Here is a 17,724-nt window from a genome sequence, read left to right on the forward strand (position 1 = left end):
TCATAGATACACCTCACACAAATCGTTAAAAGTGTATTGTTATGAATCCTGATCTGTACTGAATACACCAATGCCATGACCGATATGCCCAATGCCCTGCAACTGCCCCTGCCGCTGGAACGGCAAGCCGCGCTCGGCCTGGTGGAACAGGTGGTCGCCGCCCTCGGCGCCCTGATCGACAGCGGCAAGCTGCGCCCCGGCGAGCGGCTGCCGTCGATCCGCCAGTTCGCCACGCAGCAAGGTGTCAGCAACGCCACCATCGTCGAAGCCTATGAGCGGCTGGTGGCCGGCGGCATGCTGATCGCCCGCCGCGGTTCCGGCTTCTTCATCGCCAAGCGCGAAGCGGCGCAGCGCAGTGGCATGCCGGCCATCCGGCCTAATCCGGTGATCGACTCGGCCTGGCTGTTTTCGGAAGTATTTGCCGACGAGCGGGTGCCGATCAAGGCCGGCTGCGGCTGGCTGCCCAGCAGCATGCTGGACGGCGAGGGTTTGCACGCGGCGGAGCGGCGCATCATCCGCTCGCCCGGGGCGCAGCAGGTCGGTTACGGCCATCCCTTCGGCTACGGACCGCTGCGGCAAACCATCGCCAAGTCCTTCGCCAACTGGTCGCTGGATATCGCGCCGCACCAGGTGGTCACCACCCACGGCGTGACGCAGGCGCTGGACCTGATCATGCGCACCCTGGTCAAACCAGGCGATACGGTTTTCATCGAGGAACCCGGCTACTGCAACCTGATCGCCATGCTGCGGCTGGCGGCCATCAATGTGATCGGCGTGCCCCGTACCGTCAGCGGCGTCGACCTGGACGCGCTGGAACAGCTGGCCGCGCAGCACAAGCCAAAGATTTTCTTCACCAATCCCGTATTGCAGAATCCGACCGGCACCAGCTACACCCCGGCCTGCGCGATGCGTGTGCTGCAGGCCGCCGAACGTCACGGTTTCTGGGTGGTGGAAGACGATCTGTACCGCGAACTGGCGCAAGCCACCGATCCGATGCTGGCGGCACTGGACGGCTTGCGGCGCGTGATCTACGTCAGCGGTTTTTCCAAGACCATCGCGCCGTCGCTGCGGCTGGGCTTCATCGTCTGCCAGAGCGACCTGGCGCAGGAGCTGGCGCGCACCAAGATGGTCCTGACCCTGACCAATTCAGAAATCACCGAACGGCTGGTCTACAACGCCCTCACCGAAGGCCATCACCGGCGCCACGTCGAGCGCCTGGCTGGCACCCTACTGAGCGCGCAGGCGCAGGTCAGCGCCAGGCTGGAAGACGCCGGTTTGCTGCCGTTCGGGCCGCTGCGCGGCGGCATGTTTTACTGGGCCAGGATGCAGAACAGTACGCTGAGCGCCACGGAAATTGCCGACCAGGCGCTGGCGCAAGGCATCTGGCTGGCGCCGGGAGAGTTTTTCCACGTCGCGCAACCGCAGCAGCCCTGGTTCCGCTTCAATGTCGCGTTTTCCGACCTGGCGCAGCTATCCGATTTTTTCCGCAAATTGCGCTGAGGATCTTGCCCTCGGCAGAAAATAAAAACCCGCGCACTCGTCACGAGGCGCGGGTTTTGTCATTTACCGCCGATTCCCGAAGGATCGATAACAGACTATCAGTTGCCGTTATTTGCATCGACCGGATATTGGCCGTTGGAGAAAACCAGCTGGCCGGAGCTGCGTGCCTGCGCCAGTTCTTGCTGGACTTCAGCGCGGGTCTTGGTGGATGCAACGGAGGGAGCGACGAACTGTGGATATTGCGAACCGGCGAAATCGAGTTCACCGGCAGCGCGTGCTTTTGCCAGTTCGGCCTGCACTTCGGCACGAGTCTTGCCGGGGACGTTGCTGGCTGCGACAGGCAGGTACACCGGATATTGCGAGTTGGCGAAATTGAGTTCGCCGGCGGCGCGGGCGCGGACCAAGTCGGCCTGGACTTGGGCGCGGGTCAGCGGAGTGATGTTGTCGGCTGCAAATGCAGGAGCGGAAACGATTGCGGTCAGGGCCAGTGCGGCGATCAGATTGGTTTTCATGATGAATGCTTTCTTGATTGAGTTGATAACAAAGTGTCAAATACAGCGGCCATGCGGCGCATGGTCTGACGGGGCGGCAACTTTGCTGGACCGTCGTGCTAGGCTTTGGAATATATATCTATCACTAGGTAGATAGCTAGAGGAAATAAAAAGCGCCTGTGATACGCGACACTTTTTGAATCCGCTATTTCATCCCGCAGCCAGGGCACGTTGCCCGATCCAGTCCTGATATTGCCGTAGGAAAAAAATCTGGGTCGGATAAGGCTGTAACAACGTGTCTGCAACTACTGTAAGATGGATTCTAGTTATCTACTACTAGGTAGTCAAACGGTATTTGCTTATACAAATAAATCATTACCTGATACGCCACAGAAAATAAAAATCAGATATTTGTCTACCTTTCAGTAGATAACATGTGATAACATCCAAACAAAGCGTCTTTGTGATTTTGATTGTCGCGCTGGCTTGCCGCCGCAGGGATAAAAGACGTAGCATGGCGGAATATTTCGCAGTCTGGAATTGCCGCTTGGAATTGTATACAGCGCTTGCACCGTGCTGTGGCATCTCTATCTCTTTATAGGTAACAAGATCATGAAAACCGTCTCCCCTGTACGCGAACAACTGCTGGAGCACACGCTGGTGCTGCTGGGCACGCGCGGCTATAACGGTTTCAGCTATCGCGACCTGGCCGAGCTGGTGGGCGTCAAGACTTCCAGCATTCACTACTATTTTCCGACCAAGGAAGACCTGGCGCTGGCGGCGGTGCAAGCCTATGCCGGCAACATCGGCGACATCATGCGCGGCATGGATGTGAACGGACCGCTCAAGGAACAGGTCGAAAAATACCTGGCGCTGTGGCGCAAGAATCTTGGCACCAGCCGCGTCTGCCTGTGCGGCATGCTGGCCGCCGAAGCCACCAGCCTGCCGCAAAACGTGCTGACCGCCTTGCAGTCTTTCTACAGCATGCACGAAGCCTGGATCACCCAGCGGCTGGAACGCGCGGTGGCTGAAAAAGGCGTGAAACTGCCAGCCGCGCCGTCGGTTTACGCCATGACCATCCTGGGCGCGCTGCAAAGCGGTTTGATTTCCGCGCGCCTGTTCGGCAAGCCTTGCCGGCTCGATGCGGCATCGGCGATGCTGCGTTCCGCCGTCACTCCGGAAAACGGCAAGCATGCCGCGGCGGAAGCCGACGCCGCGCTTTCCTGAAACGCTTCGCCACGCCGGTCCAGTCGCCTTGCCTGAGCTGGCGTTGTTGTTGGATGTCGACAAATTCCCGCATTCCCGTTTGATCCCCGCCTTCCTCTCCGCTTAGTCCTGACAGCGCTATCTTTTCTCCCGTAGCACCATGCATTTCCAGAAAGAGAACTGCAGCAAGTGCTGGCGCAAGGCTACGCGGTTTCCTTCGCTGAACGCTCCAGCGGCGCGGTGGCGATCGCCGCGCCCATCATGGACGCCGACGGCGCGGTGATCGCTTCGCTCAGCATCGCCGGCCCGGCCAGCCGCATTACCGCCGACAACCTGCAAGGCTTCATCGACCTGGTGGTGCTGCGTGCGCGTGACCTGTCGCTGGGCCTGGGATACGCTTACCGTTAAAGCAGCGGCGGCAAGCGCTTCCTTCCGCCACTTAGTTTTGCAGGCCGGCGTTGAAGGCCTTCCAGAAACTGCTGTCTTCCATGCCTAGCGCATACATCGAAGTGCCGCCCAGGCCGTAGGCATTCACCAGGCCGGTTTTCAGCTTGATGCTGGCGGCGTTCTCGCTCCACACGGTATGCGTGCCGCTGCCGTCGGTGGCAGTGTAATTGAACACCAGCGAGTCGGTCTTGGTGTCGTAGCGCGGGGTGACGCCGTACTGCTTGATGAGCGCCGCGGTCTGGCGCCAGAACAGCTGGCTGCCGTCGCCTTTCTCCGGCCAGTCGTTGCCGTAGGCCGGGATGCCGTTCAGGATCTTGGCGGGCGCAGTCTTGCTGACGGCATAGTCGAGCGAATCTTCCATCCAGCCGGAGCCGGCCACCGGACCTGGTGACCATACCGGGATGGTTTCATCGTAAGTCATGATCTGGATGAAATCGACTGCCTGCCCCAGCGCCTGCAGGTCAAATGCCTTGTTATAGGAATCGTTTTCATCGGTAGCCGAAAATGCCGGCACGCTGATGATCAGCTTCAGGCCGTTGGCATGCAGCGCCGCGCCGAGGTCGGCAGCGAAACCGCTGAGGTTGGCGCGGTCTTCCGGCGCCACGTTTTCAAAATCGATATTGATGCCGGCCAGTCCCTTGGTTTGCGCCAGCGCTACCAGGTTGGCGATCGCCGCTGCCCGGCTGGCGGAGGTGACATCGTGCGCAATCGAAGGGCTCCAGTCGTCGGCCATGTTGGAGATGCAGCCGTAGGCCGGGATTTTCTTGGCGGCCAGGAAGGCGAGCGCCTTGGCCAAAGCGGGATCGTCGTTTTGCGGGATCTCGCCGCTGCTGGTGATGTTCCAGAAGTCGAGCGAGACGGCATTGAAGTTCTGGTAGCTTTTGATGAGATCGCTGTAATTGTTCGGATAGTCCGAGTAATAGGCCAGCACCGTTTTTCCCGGCGCGATTTGCGGCGCGGCCTTGGCTGCCGCCTGCGTTGCCGGGGTCGGCGCGCTAGCGCTGCTGCCGTTGTCGCCGCCGCCGCAAGCAGCCAGCAGTGCGCCGGCCAGTAGCGAGGCCAGTGAAGAAGCGAGCAATTTCCTGTTCAAAGAGCTATGCATGAGTTATCCGGTGAGTGAGCTAAATAGTTTCCGTACGGATATATATTTTAAGTGATAGCGCTAACTATCAGGAAGCGGAATCGCGCTTCGATCTTCAATAAAAACAAGCAAATGATTCAATAGCGCGCCTAATTATCAAAATCCTCGCTGGAACGCACAATGACCTCAATGCATGGCCGCGTGCACTTTCATCTCACTTATTGCGAGGATTCCTATGTCACCAATCGTTCACCCGTATTGCCGCTTGTTGCCCGCTGCTGTTGCGGCGGCATGCCTGTGCATAATCGCCCCCGCAGCGCGTGCCGACCAGCACAGCCTGCCCGAACCGCATCACATCGCCGTGGCTGGCAATGCCGCCGATGCCGCGCCGCTGATCCTGGCGGCGCGCCGTTATGCCGCGTTCTGGAATAGCGGCGAGGAGCAATACGCACAACAAGCCCTGGCGCCGGATTTCACGGACCGCACCTTGCCCGCCGGCAGGCCCCAGGGCGTGGCCGGTCCGTTGCAGGCATCCAAGGGTTTCCGCGCCGCCGTGCCGGATCTCAGTGTTGAAATCGACGACATGGTGGTCGCCGGCGACCGCGTATCTCTGCATCTGCACTTCCGCGGTCATTTCAGCGGCAAGTTCGGCCAGCTCAAGGGTAGCGGCCAGCCTGTCGATTTCCAGGCTTTCGACCTGTACCGGGTAGCCGGCGGCCGCATCGCCGATAACTGGCACCTGGAAGACAACCAAACCCTGATGCAGCAACTCGGCGCGGCTCAACCCTGAACCGGCCATCGTCAATTTCATTTTTAGGAGCAAGCATGTCTGCCACTTCACTGTTCGACCCACTCGCACTGGGTAATCTTGAACTGCCCAACCGCGTCGTCATGGCGCCCATGACCCGCGCCCGCAGCTCGCAGCCGGGCGATATCCCCAACGCCATGATGGCGGAGTATTACGCCCAGCGCGCCAGCGCCGGCCTGATCGTCAGCGAAGCAACCCAGGTCTCGCGCCAGGGGCAAGGCTATTCCTTCACGCCTGGCATCTACCATTCCGACCAGGTCGCAGGATGGCGTCTGGTGACCGACGCTGTGCATGCCGCCGGCGGCAGGATCTTCCTGCAGCTGTGGCACGTCGGCCGCGTTTCGCATCCGGTGTTCCAGGATGGCGGCGCACCGGTGGCGCCGTCGGCGATCCAGCCGCGCGGCACCCAGGTCTGGATCGTCGGCGACGACGGCGTTGGCCGCATGGTCGATTGCCCGACGCCGCGCGCGCTTTCGGTGGCGGAAATCCAGGATGTGATTGCGGACTTCCGCCAGGGCGCCGCCAACGCCATCGCCGCCGGTTTCGACGGCGTTGAAATCCACGGCGGCAACGGCTACCTGGTTGACCAGTTCCTGCGCACCGTCTCCAACCAGCGCACCGATCAATACGGCGGCCCTGTCGAAAACCGCACCCGCTTCCTGCTGGAGCTGGCGGCCGCGGTGGCCGATGAAATCGGCGCCCACAGGCTCGGCATCAGGCTGGCGCCCTACATCACCTTCAAGGATATGGCGGATCCGGAAATCGTCCCGGCCATCCTGCATGCGGCGGCTGGCCTCGATCGCATCGGCGTCGCCTATATCCATTTGTCGGAAGCGGACTGGGATGACGCGCCCACCATTCCGGACCACTTCCGTCATGATTTGCGCAAGGCGTACAGCGGCAGCCTGATCGTCGCCGGCCGCTACGACAGCGCCCGCGCAGCGCAGATCCTGGAGCAAGGCCTGGCGGACCTGGTGGCGTTCGGCCGGCCTTTCGTCGGCAATCCCGACCTGCCGCGGCGCCTGGCGGAAAACCTGGCGCTGGCCGGACACGATGGCGCCACCTTGTTCGGCGGTTCAGCGGACGGCTATACCGACTATCCGCCGGCAGCCTAGCAAGGCGGGTTTACCAGCCCAGTTCGTAGACGGTCCAGCGCGGTTCATATTCGCTGAAGCCGAGTTTCTGATGCAGCCGCATGGACGCCGCATTGCCGGCAGCGACCAGGGCCCGCATCTCCGTCTCGTTCTGTGACTGCAGCTGCGCCGCCGCCAGCTGGTAAAGCTGTTCGGCGAGTCCCCTGCCGCGCCAGGCATGGCGCACGCCGACGCCTTCGACGCTGCAGCCGTCAACCATGACAAAGGCTTGGTACTCGCCGTCCGCATCGGCCAGTATCAGGCTGGCCTGCGGGTTTGCCGCCAGCCATTCTTCGCGCAAGGCGGCCTGCTCGGGAATCGGTGAATTCGGCACGCCGGCAAATGTTTCCGCATAACAGGCGTGCAGCTTGCCCCAGTCGATGGCGTCGTGGCCGACCGCTTGCAAGCCTGCTGGCAAGTCAGTTGCGGCAGCCAGCGGCAATGTGCGGGAAAAATTCACAAACTCGAACAAGGCGCTGAAACCGGCTCGCTGCAGGCCTTCGCGCTTGGCGGATTCGCCGGCCCGCACGCTGATGCGCAGCCTTTGCGCGCCGGCGGCGCGGACTTCTTCGCTGACGATGCCGATCAAGGCTGTGGCGACCTCGACATCCGCCGCTATCAGGGGCGAGCCGTAGGCGCAGCCGTCGGCGGCGATGCCGAGCGTCACCCAGGCTGCGCATCCTGCGACCTGCTCGGCGCGCCAGATCATGACCACGTTCTGGCCGTGCGCACGGGCCGGGCTTTGCAAATCGTGGGCGAGCGTGTGAACCAGGTGCGGCGCCAGCTGCCGGTTCCACAGGTCTTGCAGCATGGGCAGCGCGGCGGGCAGCAAAGGCGTGATGTGTAGGGACATGATAATCAGATGGTGACGGTTTACTCCAGGCCAGCCGCGGCTGCGGCAAAGCGTTCCTGCAAGAATTCGATCAGCAGCTTGACCCTGGGCGGCTGGAAGCGGCTGCGGTGGTACAGCACGCTAAGCGGCGCGCTTTCGGTGAAAAATTCATCCAGTACCGTGATCAGGCGTCCGGCCCGGATATCGTCGGCGACGTCGAGCAGCGATTTGTAGGCATAGCCGTGGCCGCGCAACGCCCATTTGCGGATGATTTCGCCATCGTTGCTTTGCTGGTAGCGATTCATCCGTACGGATTTCGGCTTGCCGCCGGCGCGGTAGCGCCACTCGTTCATCGGTCCGGCGGCCGTCAGCAGCACCAGCGCCGGCAGGCCGGTCAGCTGTTCGGGGGTTTGCGGCTTGCCTGCGCGCGCCGCGCATTCCGGCGCGACGCACACCACGCGCCGGCCCGGCGCCAGCGTCCGCGCCACCATGCCGCTGTCGGCCAGGACGCCGTAGCGTATCGCCAGGTCGATATCGTCCTGCACCAGGTTGGCGGCGGAATCCGTCAGCGACAACGCGAACTGCACCTGCGGGTACAGCTGGCGGAATTCGTCGAGATAGGCCAGCAGCAGATTGCGCCCCAGGTCCGATGGCGCCGAAATCCGCACGGTTCCCTGCACCAGGCTCTTGCCGGCCTGCAGCGCTTGCTCGGCCTCATCCATCAGCTCTAGCGCTTGCTGGCTATACAGCTTGTATAGCTGGCCTTCTTCGGTCAGGCGCAGGCGGCGCGTGGTGCGTTCGAACAGCTTGACCCGCAAGCGCGCCTCCAGCCGCTGGATCGCCGCGCTGGAGGCGGCCGGCGACAAACCATGTTTGCGCCCCGCCGCGGAAAAGCTGCCGAGCGTGGAGGCATCGATAAACAGTTTCATGACGCTGAGTCGGTCCATGGCATTCGCATGTTGAGGTCAGGTGGCCTGTGCAATATAGCTGGAAACGCCGGCCACCAGTGCATCGAAGGCAGTGCGGCAGCGTTCGCTGGAACGCAGGTCCTCGTGCATGACGATCCAGGTTTCCAGCTCGCTCTTGACGGCGCCGGCCAGCACCGGCTGCAAATCCGGGTTGTGGCGGGCCAGCGGCGTCTGGCACATGCCGATGCCGTAGCCGGCACGGATCGCCGCCAGTTGCGCCAGCTGATTGTCGGTGCATAGCGAAAACATCTCGCGCGACAGCTGCAGGCCGCGCTGTTGCATGGCGCGGATGTAGCTGGTTTCCTGGTCAAAGCCGATCAGCGCATGCTGCTTGAGTTCCGCCACGCTGGCCGGCATGCCGGCCTGGTCCAGATAGCGGCGGTGCGCAAACAATCCCAGTGGAATCGCGCCGACCTTGCGCGCGACCAGCGCGCCCTGGCTCGGCTGCACCATGCGCACCGCAATGTCGGCGTCGCGCTGCAGCAGGTCCTGGGTGCGGTTGGATAGCACCAGTTCAATGTTGATGTCGGGACGGGCCTCGCGCAAGGCGGTCAGGATGGGCGGCAAGACTTCGGCGCCGACCACGTCCGCCGCCGTGATGCGCACCGTGCCGCGCTGGCTGGCTGCGGTCGAGGCGCGTCGCAGCGCATTGGCGGTGACGCGCAGATTGTCGGCAAAGGGCCGCAAGGCCAGGGCGGTGTCGGTCGGCGCCAGCCCGGTTTGCGAACGGGTGAACAGCTTGACGCCCAGCGCTTGCTCCAGCGCTTCGATCTGGCGGCCGATGGTAGGCTGGGTCAGGCCCAGGCTACGGGCGCCGCCGGACAGCGAGCCCTCTTCCAGCACAGCCAGGAAAGCACGGTACAGATCCCATCCGGGTTCTTGGGTAGTCATACAAATATGTATAGCTGTTATGTTGAGATCGCCAATTTTAAACTAATCGCGCCGCTGTTACGCTGGACTCCTGTTTTCTTAATCCGAGGAGATCCACCATGCAACCGACTAAGCAACCGATAACACTGGCAACGCCAACGACAACACAGCAAATCGCCCTGGTCCTGGGCGCCACCGGCGGCATCGGCAACGCCATGGCGCAAAAGCTGCTGCAGCGCGGCTGGCAGGTGCGCGCACTGCACCGCCGCGCCGCCCAGATGGCCGCCGCCGACAGCAGCGGCATCGACTGGCGCCAGGGCGACGCCATGCAGCAGGCCGACGTGATCGCCGCCGCCGAGGGCGCAGCCATCATCGTCCATGCGGTCAATCCGCCCGGCTACCGCAACTGGGGTGAGTTGGTGCTGCCGATGATAGACAACAGCATCGCCGCCGCCCGCATGTCCGGTGCGCGCATCATCCTGCCCGGCACCGTCTACAACTACGGCGCCGATGCTTTCCCCGCACCGAGCGAGAGCTCGCCGCAAAATCCGGTCACGCGCAAGGGTGCGATCCGGGTCCAGATGGAACAGCGGCTGCGCAGCGCGGCGCAAGGTGGCGTGCGCTCGCTGGTGGTGCGCGCCGGCGATTTCTTCGGGCCGCACATGGCCAATTCCTGGTTTTCGCAAGGCATGCTGAAACCGGGCCTTCCGGTAACTGCGGTGACCTACCCCGGCAAGCGCGGCATCGGCCATCAGTGGGCCTACTTGCCTGATGTAGCGGAAACCATGATCCGGCTGATCGAACGTGAAGAGGCCCTGGCCGCCTTCGATACCTTCCACATGCAGGGTCACTGGGATGCCGACGGCACGCTGATGGTGGCCGCTATTGGCCGCGCCGCCGGCCGGCCTGACCTGAAAGTGAAGAGCTTCCCCTGGTGGCTAATGCCGGCGCTGGGGCTGTTTTTGCCGCTGATGCGTGAGCTGAGCGAGGTCGCTTACCTGTGGCGCCAGCCCTTGCGTATGGACAACCGCCGCCTGCTCAAGGTGCTGGGCAGCGAGCCGCACACAGCCTGGGATCAGGCCGTGCAGAGCACGCTGGCAGGCATGGCTTGCATCAAAGCATGATCCACGAGCAACATTATATTTTGCTGTAATTGGTTCCCGGGAATTCATGTCGGGGGATAATGCGTCTTGAACTTGATTCACAAACGGCTGTCACCGTGCGCCGTCTCCCGGGAGGCGTGCAGCGGCCATCAATATTGGAAGCAACGCATTTTGAACACGACAAGAACCAAGCGCTGGAGCGGCAAGATGGATTCCCTGACAACTGACTATCTGAAAGATGTCATGGGCAAGATGGAAGTGTACGGCGACCGCGTACAGTTCGGCCTGACCAGCCCGGGCCCGCGCCCGTATTATCAGCTCACCAACAGCTCCGACAAGAAGATGGCCTTCGACGGCAACAACCATCTGCTGCATCCAAAGGAAGACGAATTCGTCGGCGTCAACAGCACGCCGGTCTTCTCGCTGGAGCAGATCAAGGCCGCCATCGCCGGCGGTTTCCGCTCCACCAGCAGCAGCTCCCGTAGTTCCAGTAGCGCTACCCGCAGCAGTAGCAGCCCGCGCGCCGGTTCGTCGGCGATGAAAGCCAAGGACCTGATCGACGCCGCACGGTATGAATATTTCAGAAGCAATCGCCAGATCATGCCGGACGGCATAGGCGAGCATTCGGCGGAAATCACCGAACTGATGCTCAAGGGAAGCTCAGCCGCGGACGCCTTCGGCGAAGTCATCAAGCGTCATTTCTGATGCACCTGCCGTGGCCCGGTAGCACGCCTGGCCGCGGCATCTGTCAGCCACGACTGGGCTGGCATAATAGCCGGATCGCAATTCCTTAAAGGAAGCAGACATGATCCGGACAATCGCCTGCACCATCGCCGCTGCCACCACAATTGCCGCGCCGTCCGCCTGGGCCGGCTGTGCGGTCGCCGATGCGCTGATCGGCCAGTACGGCATTTCCTTTTCCGGTTTCACCCAATCCCTGCCCCGCGTCGCCCTGCCGGCGGAACAGCAAAGCCGCCCGCAGGCGCTGTTGACGCTAGACCTGCCCAACCGGAACGACCAGGTGCGCGACGGTTTTTCTCACACAGCCCTGATCAACAAAGAGCAGAAGCGCGTCTGGATTCTGCGCACCGGCGGCTTTGCCGGAGTCTACCAGTGGTATGGTCCGGTGGCGCTGCCGGATGCGGATTTTGCCGGCTGCAGGACCGAGCCGGGCAGCATGCCGCAACCGTCCGGCCGCGCCGGCTGACGCCGGATTCCAGCGGATTTCAGCGCTCGGCGGGAAGCTGGTAGTAGGCCAGGAACATGTCCACCGCCGAATCCACCACCTGCTGCTGCATCTTGGCGGGCAGCGGCGGCTGGCCCAAGGTGATCTGCGGCCAGAACGCAAAAGTTTTCAGCAGGCTCTGCAGCTGATGCGCGGCGAACGCCGGATCCACGGCCTTCAGCCGGCCGTCGGCCTGGGCCGCGATGATCCAGGTGTTGACGCCTTCTTCCCGCTGGCCCATCCTGGCCACCATGTCCTGGGTCCGTTCCGGCGAATGGATGGCCGCGGCGATGGCGACCCGCGCCAGGTCGAGGAAGTTGCTGTCGTTGAGCATGCGCATCTTCGATTGCAGCAGTTCGCGCAGCTGCCCCCGCAGGGGTTTTCCGGGGCGATAGCTGAGCGCGTTGTGCTCCTCGCTGGTCTGCCACAGCCTGGTCAGGATTTCCGCGAACAGTTCTTCCTTGCCGGGGAAATGGTTGTAGACCGTGCGCTTGGATACTTCGGCGCGGGCGGCGATCTTGTCCATGCTGGTGGTTTCGAAGCCGTTGCTGCGGAATTCGGCGATGGCTGCCTGGACGATAGCCTCGCGCTTGCGATCGGTGAGGCGTTGGACTGGGGTCATGTTGTATCTCGGGATGACGGATAGCTGAATTTTACACCACTCAGTTTACTTTTTGAAAAATAGGCACTACGCTGCGAAGTGTAATTATTTGCCGGATATGCGGCGTTCAAGATCGGAATAAGCGATGAAAGTCATACTGTTTGGCGCCAGCGGCATGGTCGGACAAGGCGTGCTGCGCGAGTGCCTGCTGGACGATGGCGTCGATAAGGTACTGGTGGTCGGCCGCGCGCCGCTGGCGGTCACGCACGACAAGCTGAGCCAGATCGTGCTGCCTGATATCAGCCGGCTGGCCGAGCACGCCGGCGCCTTGCAGGATATCGACGCCTGCTTCTTTTGTCTCGGGGTGTCGGCTGCGGGCATGTCGGAAGCGCGCTACAGCGAACTGACTTACGACCTCACGCTGGCTGCCGCCAGCGCCGTGGCGGCAGCCAGTCCGCGCATGGCGCTGACTTACGTATCCGGCGCCGGCACCGACTCCAGCGAGCAAGGCAGCAGCATGTGGGCGCGCGTCAAGGGGCGCACCGAAAACGCCCTGCTGCGGCTGCCGATCAAGGCCGCCTTCATGTTCCGTCCAGGAGTGATCCAGCCGCTGCACGGGGTGGTGTCCAAGACCCGTTCCTACCGCCTGTTCTACATGCTGGCCGGGCCGCTGCTGCCATTGATGAAGCGGCTCTTCCCCAAACACATCACCAGCACCGAGCAGATCGGCCGCGCCATGATCAAGCTGGCGCGCCAGGGCGGCCCCAGCCGGGTGCTGGAAAGCGCTGACATCAACGCCGTGTAGGCATCCTCAATCTCTTCAGGGCAGGCCGTTGCGGCCGTGACGCAGAAAGCCGGGGCGCTGGCTGAGCCGTTCAAAGTAGGCGCTCACGGCCGGATATGCGGCATGCTGCATGGGCGTCATCAGCCAGCGGTTGACTGACAGGCCAAGCGGTACGTCGGCCAGCGTGAAGCTGTCGCCCAATACGTAGGCGCCGGTGGCGGCCAGCCGGCGCTCCAGGATGCCGATATGACGCGACCAACTGGCCAGCGAGGCGGCCAGGGCGGCGGCGTCGTTGTAGTCGGGATTTTTGCGGACCAGCGCCACAAACGCGTAGCGCCAGGAATTGTTCAGTTCGGTCGCCTGCCAGTCCATCCATTGTTCGGCCAGGGCGCGTTCGCGCGGCGCCGCCGGCAGCAGGCGGCCGTCCCCGTAGGCCGCGGCCAGGTAGCGGATGATGGCGTTGGACTCCCACAGCACGAAGTCGCCGTCCTGGATGACCGGCACCATGGCGTTCGGATTCAGGGCCAGGTAATCGGGCGTATCGGTGGCGCGAAAGCCGCTGCCCCAGTCTTCCCGTTCGAACGGCAGGCCCAGTTCATCGCAGGTCCAAAGCACTTTGCGGACGTTGATGGACGACGCTTTTCCCAGAATTTTCAGCATGAGGACTCTCTTTTTTTGTCGCAAAAGCGGGTTTTTATGCTACAGATATGCACCGCTGCAAGCGGAATTTTAAAAGCAATTTGTCTGAAACCCGCGATTGCGGTAGTCTACATCGCCGATTCCAAGCAAATACGGTGCTAGAATTTGCAACTCACCACTTTTTTTGAGGATTTAACGAAATGAACAAAACCGAATTGATCGACGCCATTGCTACCGACTGCGAAATCTCGAAGGCCGCTGCACAGCGCGCGTTGGAGTCCGTCGTGGACAATGTGATCAAGGCTGTTACTAAAGGCAGTACTGTTCAATTGATTGGATTTGGTTCGTTCTCTTCCGGTAAGCGTGCCGCTCGCGTCGGTCGCAACCCACGTACCGGCGAAGCAATCAAGATCGCTGCAGCCAAGACTGTGAAATTCACAGCTGGTAAAGCATTCAAAGATGCAGTGAACAAGAAGAAGAAATAAGGTAACAATCGTCATTCAGCTTGACTGAGTGCCAGCCCCTTGAAGCGATTCGAGGGGTTTTTTTTCGTCCCTTCTTTTTCACGAGCAGAAAAATCCTGACGGCCCTCGCTATGGCCTACTCCGCGCGGCGCTTCGGGCGTTATCATTTTCATGAACTAAATTGCAAGTAAATTTGTCTATCAAATACGTGCCTGGAATCTCCACGCATGCAACCAGGGAAGGAAGCAGCATGTCCACGGCAGACCATTGCGATCACCATTTTTCGCCCGAGAGCGGGCAGGTCGGCATCCGCCGCGTACGCCCGTTCGATGCGGCGGCGTTCGAGCAGGCGGTGGCTGCCATGCTGGAGGCCAGCGGCATCGAAATCGATCCGCTGCATACCGGCAGGACTGCGCAGCGGGTGGGGGAACTTTGGCAAAGACGCCTGCTGGACGGCTACGATATCGATCCGGCGGAAGCGCTAGGCGCCGGCTTTGAAGATGCGCGCCGCGACATGGTGGTGATCCGCAATATCGCGGTGCATGGTGTCTGCCCGCACCATTTGCTGCCGTTCCGCGGCGTGGCGCATGTCGCCTATCTGCCGGGCGGGCGTTTGCACGGTTTCGGCCGGATAGCGCGCATGATCGACGCCATCGGCCATCGCTACACCTATCAGGAATGGATGACGAACGACATCGCCAACCTGCTGGTCAGGCATGGCGGAGCGCAAGGCGCGGCTTGCCTGATCGAAGCCGAGCAGCTCTGCTTGCTGATGGGGGAAAACCGGCGCGGCGACGAACGCGTCGTGACCCAATGCTACGCCGGCGAGTTCGAACGCAATGCCCAGGCTCGCACCGAGTTCTTGCACGCTGTCGGACGTCGATGATCAGTTACGGGTAACCACCATCGTTCAGCGTACGGATATGAGCTGGATGGGACTGGCGCTTGCGAATAATCCCGGCCAGGCGTTTCAGCTATCCGCGTTTTGCAACAGCTCCGTCAGTACCTCGGCGACCTGCGCATTGCGCGCTCCACGCGCCGTCATGGCCGCGACAAATTCCCGGTACTGCTGTTCGAAGCCGCTTACCGGGCTCATGCAGTCGGTCACCAGCACCAGTTTCGCCATATGCCGCGGACCGAAATGACCGGCGATGTGTTCGGTGGTGGCTTTCACGCAATGGCTGCCGGCTTCGCCGCTGATATAGATGCGGTCTGCCGCGGCCAGGCTGTCGAGGAAGGTCTGGTTGGATTGGGTCAGCAGGTCGTTGGGATCCGGCACTTCGGCCTGCACGGCGGAATAGTGCTCGGTCCACGGATTGCTGCCCTTGCTGATCTTGCCGACGCTGCGCAGGGTGCGTTCTTCCCAGCGGTTGTAGGCGCGCCGCACGTCGGCATGGACGTTGTGCCCCCATGAGCCGATCTCGCAATGGACCGGCCATATCATCAACCGGTAGCGTCCGGCCGCTTCCAGCTGATCCAGATAGTGCAAGATCCGCGGCAAAGCGCTGGCCAAGCGCGGTAGGTAGCTGCCGTCGCGTACCTCTGCCGCCGCAATCTGGGTGAACGGTACAACTTCGCCGCCGCTGGCTGTCATCCAGAAACCGGGATGGGCGATATCGAGCCGGTGATGCGAGTCGAGCGTGATGCTGATGGCGCTGAGGCCGGCGCCGCCGCGCTCGATCAGGCCGGCCAGGCGCAGCATGTCGGCGTGGGCGCCCGGCACCGGCAGCGCCGGCGCGGTTTGGCTATCCGGCAGGTAGCCGGGAGGGAGATCGCAAAAATCGTTTTGCGGATCGATGATCAACATGTGTAGATTGCGGCGCATCTGCGGCTCCTATACTACCTGTCTGGTGTTCCCGGATTACAGCGCTGCCAGCATTTTCTTCAAGGCGTCCTGTGTGGCCGGATCGCTCAGGCCCAGGTTACCCTTGGTTTCCAGCAGATGGTCGCGGCAGGCCGCCGGCCAGCCGAAGGCATCGTCGTCCAACGCCAGCCAGCTGGTCGGCTTGCGCCGTTCGACATCGCGCCAGACCTGCATGCCGCGCGGCATAGTGTCGAATTCCGCCGGCGTCAGCTTGGGGTGATGGAAGGTGGAGCCGATCACGCGCTCGCGCAGGCTTTCCGTCAGTTCCTGCCGGGTGTCGTCGAATCCCAGCGCCCGGATCCAGCTGGTGGAGAGGACGATCTTGATCTCGGGATAAGGCGCCAGCAATTCTTCCAGGATCGGCATCCACTCAAAGAATGCACGGTCGGGGGTGGCGATATAGAGACCGCGCTTGCGGTTGCGGATTACCTTGGCGTCGTGCAGCACGCCGTTGTAGTCCAGATAGAGAATTTTCATGGAGCGTTGGTTATCAAGGTTGAATCGCGAGGTTGGATCGGAATCTCTGCCTGGGCAGGAATGCCGCTATTAGACCAGCAAGTTTACTCCAAGTGGATCGCCATGGTCCCGCAAATTGGCCGCATCGGGCGCGGCGCCATCAAAACAGCGCGCCGCCAGCAGGCTTAAAGCACTGCGGCTATACTCGAAAACCGCACCGATAGCTGAACAAGGAAGTAGCCGTGATACCAATTTCAATTCTGGACCTGGTCCGCATCAGGGAGGGCAGCGATGTCCGCGTCGCGCTCGATAATGCGCGCGATCTGGCCTTGCATGCCGAGGGCTGGAACTACCGCCGCTTCTGGATGGCCGAGCATCACAATATGCGCGGCATCGCCAGCGCCGCCACCGCGGTCGCCATCGGCCACGTGGCCGCCGGCACCAGCACGATCCGGGTCGGCGCCGGTGGCGTCATGCTGCCGAACCACTCGCCGCTGGTGATTGCCGAACAGTTCGGCACGCTGGCCTCGCTGTTCCCCGGACGTATCGATCTGGGCCTGGGACGTGCGCCCGGCTCCGACCAGGCCACTGCGCGCGCGCTGCGGCGCGACCCGGCCAGCGCGGAATCGTTTCCGCAAGATGTGCTGGAACTGCAAGCCTTCCTGGCGCCGGCCGAGAGCGGCCAGCGCATCGTCGCGGTGCCGGGCCATGGCACCAATGTGCCGCTGTGGATCCTGGGATCGAGCACTTTCGGCGCGCGCCTGGCGGCGGAGCTCGGCCTGCCTTACGCATTCGCCTCGCATTTCGCCCCCGATTCGCTGGAGATGGCGCTGCAGATGTACCGCGCGCAATTCAAGCCGTCGCACCAGCAAGCCAAGCCGCATGCCATGGTCGGTGTCAACATCATCGCCGCCGACAGCGATGCCGAAGCACGGCGCCTGGCCACTACCCAGCAGATGTCCTTCACCGACATGCACCGCGGCGTGCGCGGCCTCAGCAAGCCGCCTATCGACGATATCGAAAGCTACTGGTCGCCGCTGGAAAAGGCCCAGGCTTCGCACATGCTGGCGCATTCGATCATCGGCTCGCCCGAGACCGTACGCGCCGGCATCGAGCGCTTCCTGCTGCTCACCGGCGCCGATGAACTGATGATTGTCTCCGACGTCTTCGAGCACAAGGCGCGCCTGCATTCGTTCGAACTGATCGCCGAAATTGCGCGCGGCATCGAGCCGCTCTGAATCTGAGCTGGTTG

The 17,724-nt window shown here is 62.2% G+C and carries 22 protein-coding genes; 12 read left to right on the forward strand and 10 right to left on the reverse strand.

The window, feature by feature from the left end:
• The first annotated feature begins 75 nt into the window (after positions 1 to 75).
• The gene (locus tag BCF11_RS10910) at positions 76 to 1,500 is read left to right on the forward strand and encodes a PLP-dependent aminotransferase family protein (RefSeq protein ID WP_369827747.1); all 1,425 of its coding nucleotides are present in this window, start codon (positions 76 to 78) and stop codon (positions 1,498 to 1,500) included.
• Positions 1,501 to 1,598: 98 nt separating this feature from the next.
• On the opposite strand, the gene BCF11_RS10915 is transcribed toward BCF11_RS10910, so the two are convergent.
• Positions 1,599 to 2,012 carry a DUF4148 domain-containing protein gene (locus BCF11_RS10915; RefSeq protein WP_098494761.1) on the reverse strand — a complete coding sequence of 138 codons (414 nt, stop codon included), beginning with the start codon at positions 2,010 to 2,012 and terminating at the stop codon, positions 1,599 to 1,601.
• Positions 2,013 to 2,603: 591 nt separating this feature from the next.
• On the opposite strand from BCF11_RS10915, the gene BCF11_RS10920 reads away from it, so the two are divergent.
• Together BCF11_RS10920 and BCF11_RS10925 are read left to right on the forward strand one after the other, a co-directional pair.
• A complete protein-coding gene (locus BCF11_RS10920) occupies positions 2,604 to 3,218 on the forward strand; it encodes a TetR/AcrR family transcriptional regulator (protein WP_098497442.1) in 615 nt (204 codons plus the stop codon).
• Between the two features lie 159 nt (positions 3,219 to 3,377).
• Positions 3,378 to 3,605 carry an IclR family transcriptional regulator C-terminal domain-containing protein gene (locus BCF11_RS10925; RefSeq protein ID WP_098494762.1) on the forward strand — a complete coding sequence of 76 codons (228 nt, stop codon included), beginning with the start codon at positions 3,378 to 3,380 and terminating at the stop codon, positions 3,603 to 3,605.
• 31 nt (positions 3,606 to 3,636) lie between these two features.
• Here BCF11_RS10925 and BCF11_RS10930 read toward each other — a convergent pair whose 3' ends face one another.
• A complete protein-coding gene (locus BCF11_RS10930) occupies positions 3,637 to 4,746 on the reverse strand; it encodes a glycosyl hydrolase family 18 protein (protein ID WP_233212440.1) in 1,110 nt (369 codons plus the stop codon).
• Between the two features lie 214 nt (positions 4,747 to 4,960).
• Between BCF11_RS10930 and BCF11_RS10935 the strand changes: the two genes are divergently transcribed.
• Together BCF11_RS10935 and BCF11_RS10940 are read left to right on the forward strand one after the other, a co-directional pair.
• Positions 4,961 to 5,515, forward strand: coding sequence for an ester cyclase (locus tag BCF11_RS10935; RefSeq protein WP_098494763.1), 555 nt, complete (start codon positions 4,961 to 4,963; stop codon positions 5,513 to 5,515).
• Positions 5,516 to 5,550: 35 nt separating this feature from the next.
• Positions 5,551 to 6,648, forward strand: a complete 1,098-nt coding sequence (locus BCF11_RS10940) for an alkene reductase (protein ID WP_098494764.1) — start codon at positions 5,551 to 5,553, stop codon at positions 6,646 to 6,648.
• Between the two features lie 10 nt (positions 6,649 to 6,658).
• Here the strand turns inward: BCF11_RS10940 and BCF11_RS10945 are convergent, their stop codons facing one another.
• From BCF11_RS10945 to BCF11_RS10955, 3 genes are read right to left on the reverse strand one after another with little or no spacing between them, the layout of a single operon-like run.
• A complete protein-coding gene (locus tag BCF11_RS10945; RefSeq protein ID WP_098494765.1) occupies positions 6,659 to 7,519 on the reverse strand; it encodes a GNAT family N-acetyltransferase in 861 nt (286 codons plus the stop codon).
• Between the two features lie 20 nt (positions 7,520 to 7,539).
• Positions 7,540 to 8,445: a LysR family transcriptional regulator gene (locus BCF11_RS10950; protein WP_098494766.1), complete on the reverse strand. Its 906-nt coding sequence runs from the start codon at positions 8,443 to 8,445 to the stop codon at positions 7,540 to 7,542.
• 18 nt (positions 8,446 to 8,463) lie between these two features.
• Positions 8,464 to 9,357 carry a LysR family transcriptional regulator gene (locus BCF11_RS10955; protein WP_098494767.1) on the reverse strand — a complete coding sequence of 298 codons (894 nt, stop codon included), beginning with the start codon at positions 9,355 to 9,357 and terminating at the stop codon, positions 8,464 to 8,466.
• Between the two features lie 98 nt (positions 9,358 to 9,455).
• On the opposite strand from BCF11_RS10955, the gene BCF11_RS10960 reads away from it, so the two are divergent.
• The 3 genes from BCF11_RS10960 to BCF11_RS10970 all read left to right on the forward strand — a co-directional run bounded on the left by BCF11_RS10960 (position 9,456) and on the right by BCF11_RS10970 (position 11,646).
• The gene (locus tag BCF11_RS10960; RefSeq protein WP_098494768.1) at positions 9,456 to 10,460 is read left to right on the forward strand and encodes an SDR family NAD(P)-dependent oxidoreductase; all 1,005 of its coding nucleotides are present in this window, start codon (positions 9,456 to 9,458) and stop codon (positions 10,458 to 10,460) included.
• Positions 10,461 to 10,610: 150 nt separating this feature from the next.
• The gene (locus tag BCF11_RS10965) at positions 10,611 to 11,144 is read left to right on the forward strand and encodes a hypothetical protein (RefSeq protein ID WP_098494769.1); all 534 of its coding nucleotides are present in this window, start codon (positions 10,611 to 10,613) and stop codon (positions 11,142 to 11,144) included.
• A gap of 100 nt (positions 11,145 to 11,244) precedes the next feature.
• Positions 11,245 to 11,646, forward strand: coding sequence for a hypothetical protein (locus BCF11_RS10970; RefSeq protein ID WP_098494770.1), 402 nt, complete (start codon positions 11,245 to 11,247; stop codon positions 11,644 to 11,646).
• A 19-nt stretch (positions 11,647 to 11,665) separates the two neighbouring features.
• Here BCF11_RS10970 and BCF11_RS10975 read toward each other — a convergent pair whose 3' ends face one another.
• Complete coding sequence (locus BCF11_RS10975; RefSeq protein ID WP_098494771.1) at positions 11,666 to 12,286, reverse strand: TetR/AcrR family transcriptional regulator; 621 nt, start codon at positions 12,284 to 12,286, stop codon at positions 11,666 to 11,668.
• Between the two features lie 124 nt (positions 12,287 to 12,410).
• On the opposite strand from BCF11_RS10975, the gene BCF11_RS10980 reads away from it, so the two are divergent.
• Positions 12,411 to 13,070 (forward strand): epimerase, encoded by a 660-nt coding sequence (locus tag BCF11_RS10980; protein WP_098494772.1) that lies wholly within the window; start codon positions 12,411 to 12,413, stop codon positions 13,068 to 13,070.
• Between the two features lie 15 nt (positions 13,071 to 13,085).
• Here BCF11_RS10980 and BCF11_RS10985 read toward each other — a convergent pair whose 3' ends face one another.
• Complete coding sequence (locus BCF11_RS10985; protein ID WP_098494773.1) at positions 13,086 to 13,709, reverse strand: glutathione S-transferase family protein; 624 nt, start codon at positions 13,707 to 13,709, stop codon at positions 13,086 to 13,088.
• A gap of 179 nt (positions 13,710 to 13,888) precedes the next feature.
• Between BCF11_RS10985 and BCF11_RS10990 the strand changes: the two genes are divergently transcribed.
• Positions 13,889 to 14,173 carry an HU family DNA-binding protein gene (locus BCF11_RS10990; protein WP_061935477.1) on the forward strand — a complete coding sequence of 95 codons (285 nt, stop codon included), beginning with the start codon at positions 13,889 to 13,891 and terminating at the stop codon, positions 14,171 to 14,173.
• Between the two features lie 11 nt (positions 14,174 to 14,184).
• On the opposite strand, the gene BCF11_RS27970 is transcribed toward BCF11_RS10990, so the two are convergent.
• Positions 14,185 to 14,325: a hypothetical protein gene (locus tag BCF11_RS27970; protein WP_158229177.1), complete on the reverse strand. Its 141-nt coding sequence runs from the start codon at positions 14,323 to 14,325 to the stop codon at positions 14,185 to 14,187.
• Positions 14,326 to 14,402: 77 nt separating this feature from the next.
• Here BCF11_RS27970 and folE point away from each other — a divergent pair, with 77 nt between their 5' ends.
• A complete protein-coding gene (gene folE, locus BCF11_RS10995) occupies positions 14,403 to 15,038 on the forward strand; it encodes a GTP cyclohydrolase I FolE (protein ID WP_098494774.1) in 636 nt (211 codons plus the stop codon).
• 84 nt (positions 15,039 to 15,122) lie between these two features.
• On the opposite strand, the gene BCF11_RS11000 is transcribed toward folE, so the two are convergent.
• Together BCF11_RS11000 and BCF11_RS11005 are read right to left on the reverse strand one after the other, a co-directional pair.
• The gene (locus tag BCF11_RS11000) at positions 15,123 to 15,977 is read right to left on the reverse strand and encodes a cysteine hydrolase (protein WP_098494775.1); all 855 of its coding nucleotides are present in this window, start codon (positions 15,975 to 15,977) and stop codon (positions 15,123 to 15,125) included.
• Positions 15,978 to 16,013: 36 nt separating this feature from the next.
• Positions 16,014 to 16,493, reverse strand: a complete 480-nt coding sequence (locus tag BCF11_RS11005; protein ID WP_098494776.1) for an HAD domain-containing protein — start codon at positions 16,491 to 16,493, stop codon at positions 16,014 to 16,016.
• 221 nt (positions 16,494 to 16,714) lie between these two features.
• Between BCF11_RS11005 and BCF11_RS11010 the strand changes: the two genes are divergently transcribed.
• On the forward strand, positions 16,715 to 17,710 hold the full coding sequence (locus BCF11_RS11010; RefSeq protein ID WP_098494777.1) for an LLM class flavin-dependent oxidoreductase: 996 nt from the start codon (positions 16,715 to 16,717) through the stop codon (positions 17,708 to 17,710).
• The last annotated feature ends 14 nt before the right edge of the window (positions 17,711 to 17,724 follow it).

Source organism: Collimonas sp. PA-H2 (genome assembly GCF_002564105.1).
In the GTDB taxonomy this organism is placed as follows: domain Bacteria; phylum Pseudomonadota; class Gammaproteobacteria; order Burkholderiales; family Burkholderiaceae_D; genus Collimonas.

Bases quoted from the DNA above. Each gene is read 5' to 3' on its own strand.
- BCF11_RS10910 (WP_369827747.1), top strand. From the start codon at position 76: ATGACCGATATGCCCAATGCCCTGCAACTGCCCCTGCCGCTGGAACGG.
- BCF11_RS10915 (WP_098494761.1), bottom strand. From the start codon at position 2,012: ATGAAAACCAATCTGATCGCCGCACTGGCCCTGACCGCAATCGTTTCC.
- BCF11_RS10920 (WP_098497442.1), top strand. From the start codon at position 2,604: ATGAAAACCGTCTCCCCTGTACGCGAACAACTGCTGGAGCACACGCTG.
- BCF11_RS10930 (WP_233212440.1), bottom strand. From the start codon at position 4,746: ATGCATAGCTCTTTGAACAGGAAATTGCTCGCTTCTTCACTGGCCTCG.
- BCF11_RS10935 (WP_098494763.1), top strand. From the start codon at position 4,961: ATGTCACCAATCGTTCACCCGTATTGCCGCTTGTTGCCCGCTGCTGTT.
- BCF11_RS10940 (WP_098494764.1), top strand. From the start codon at position 5,551: ATGTCTGCCACTTCACTGTTCGACCCACTCGCACTGGGTAATCTTGAA.
- BCF11_RS10945 (WP_098494765.1), bottom strand. From the start codon at position 7,519: ATGTCCCTACACATCACGCCTTTGCTGCCCGCCGCGCTGCCCATGCTG.
- BCF11_RS10950 (WP_098494766.1), bottom strand. From the start codon at position 8,445: ATGGACCGACTCAGCGTCATGAAACTGTTTATCGATGCCTCCACGCTC.
- BCF11_RS10955 (WP_098494767.1), bottom strand. From the start codon at position 9,357: ATGACTACCCAAGAACCCGGATGGGATCTGTACCGTGCTTTCCTGGCT.
- BCF11_RS10960 (WP_098494768.1), top strand. From the start codon at position 9,456: ATGCAACCGACTAAGCAACCGATAACACTGGCAACGCCAACGACAACA.
- BCF11_RS10970 (WP_098494770.1), top strand. From the start codon at position 11,245: ATGATCCGGACAATCGCCTGCACCATCGCCGCTGCCACCACAATTGCC.
- BCF11_RS10975 (WP_098494771.1), bottom strand. From the start codon at position 12,286: ATGACCCCAGTCCAACGCCTCACCGATCGCAAGCGCGAGGCTATCGTC.
- BCF11_RS10980 (WP_098494772.1), top strand. From the start codon at position 12,411: ATGAAAGTCATACTGTTTGGCGCCAGCGGCATGGTCGGACAAGGCGTG.
- BCF11_RS10985 (WP_098494773.1), bottom strand. From the start codon at position 13,709: ATGCTGAAAATTCTGGGAAAAGCGTCGTCCATCAACGTCCGCAAAGTG.
- BCF11_RS10990 (WP_061935477.1), top strand. From the start codon at position 13,889: ATGAACAAAACCGAATTGATCGACGCCATTGCTACCGACTGCGAAATC.
- BCF11_RS27970 (WP_158229177.1), bottom strand. From the start codon at position 14,325: ATGAAAATGATAACGCCCGAAGCGCCGCGCGGAGTAGGCCATAGCGAG.
- folE (WP_098494774.1), top strand. From the start codon at position 14,403: ATGTCCACGGCAGACCATTGCGATCACCATTTTTCGCCCGAGAGCGGG.
- BCF11_RS11000 (WP_098494775.1), bottom strand. From the start codon at position 15,977: ATGCGCCGCAATCTACACATGTTGATCATCGATCCGCAAAACGATTTT.
- BCF11_RS11005 (WP_098494776.1), bottom strand. From the start codon at position 16,493: ATGAAAATTCTCTATCTGGACTACAACGGCGTGCTGCACGACGCCAAG.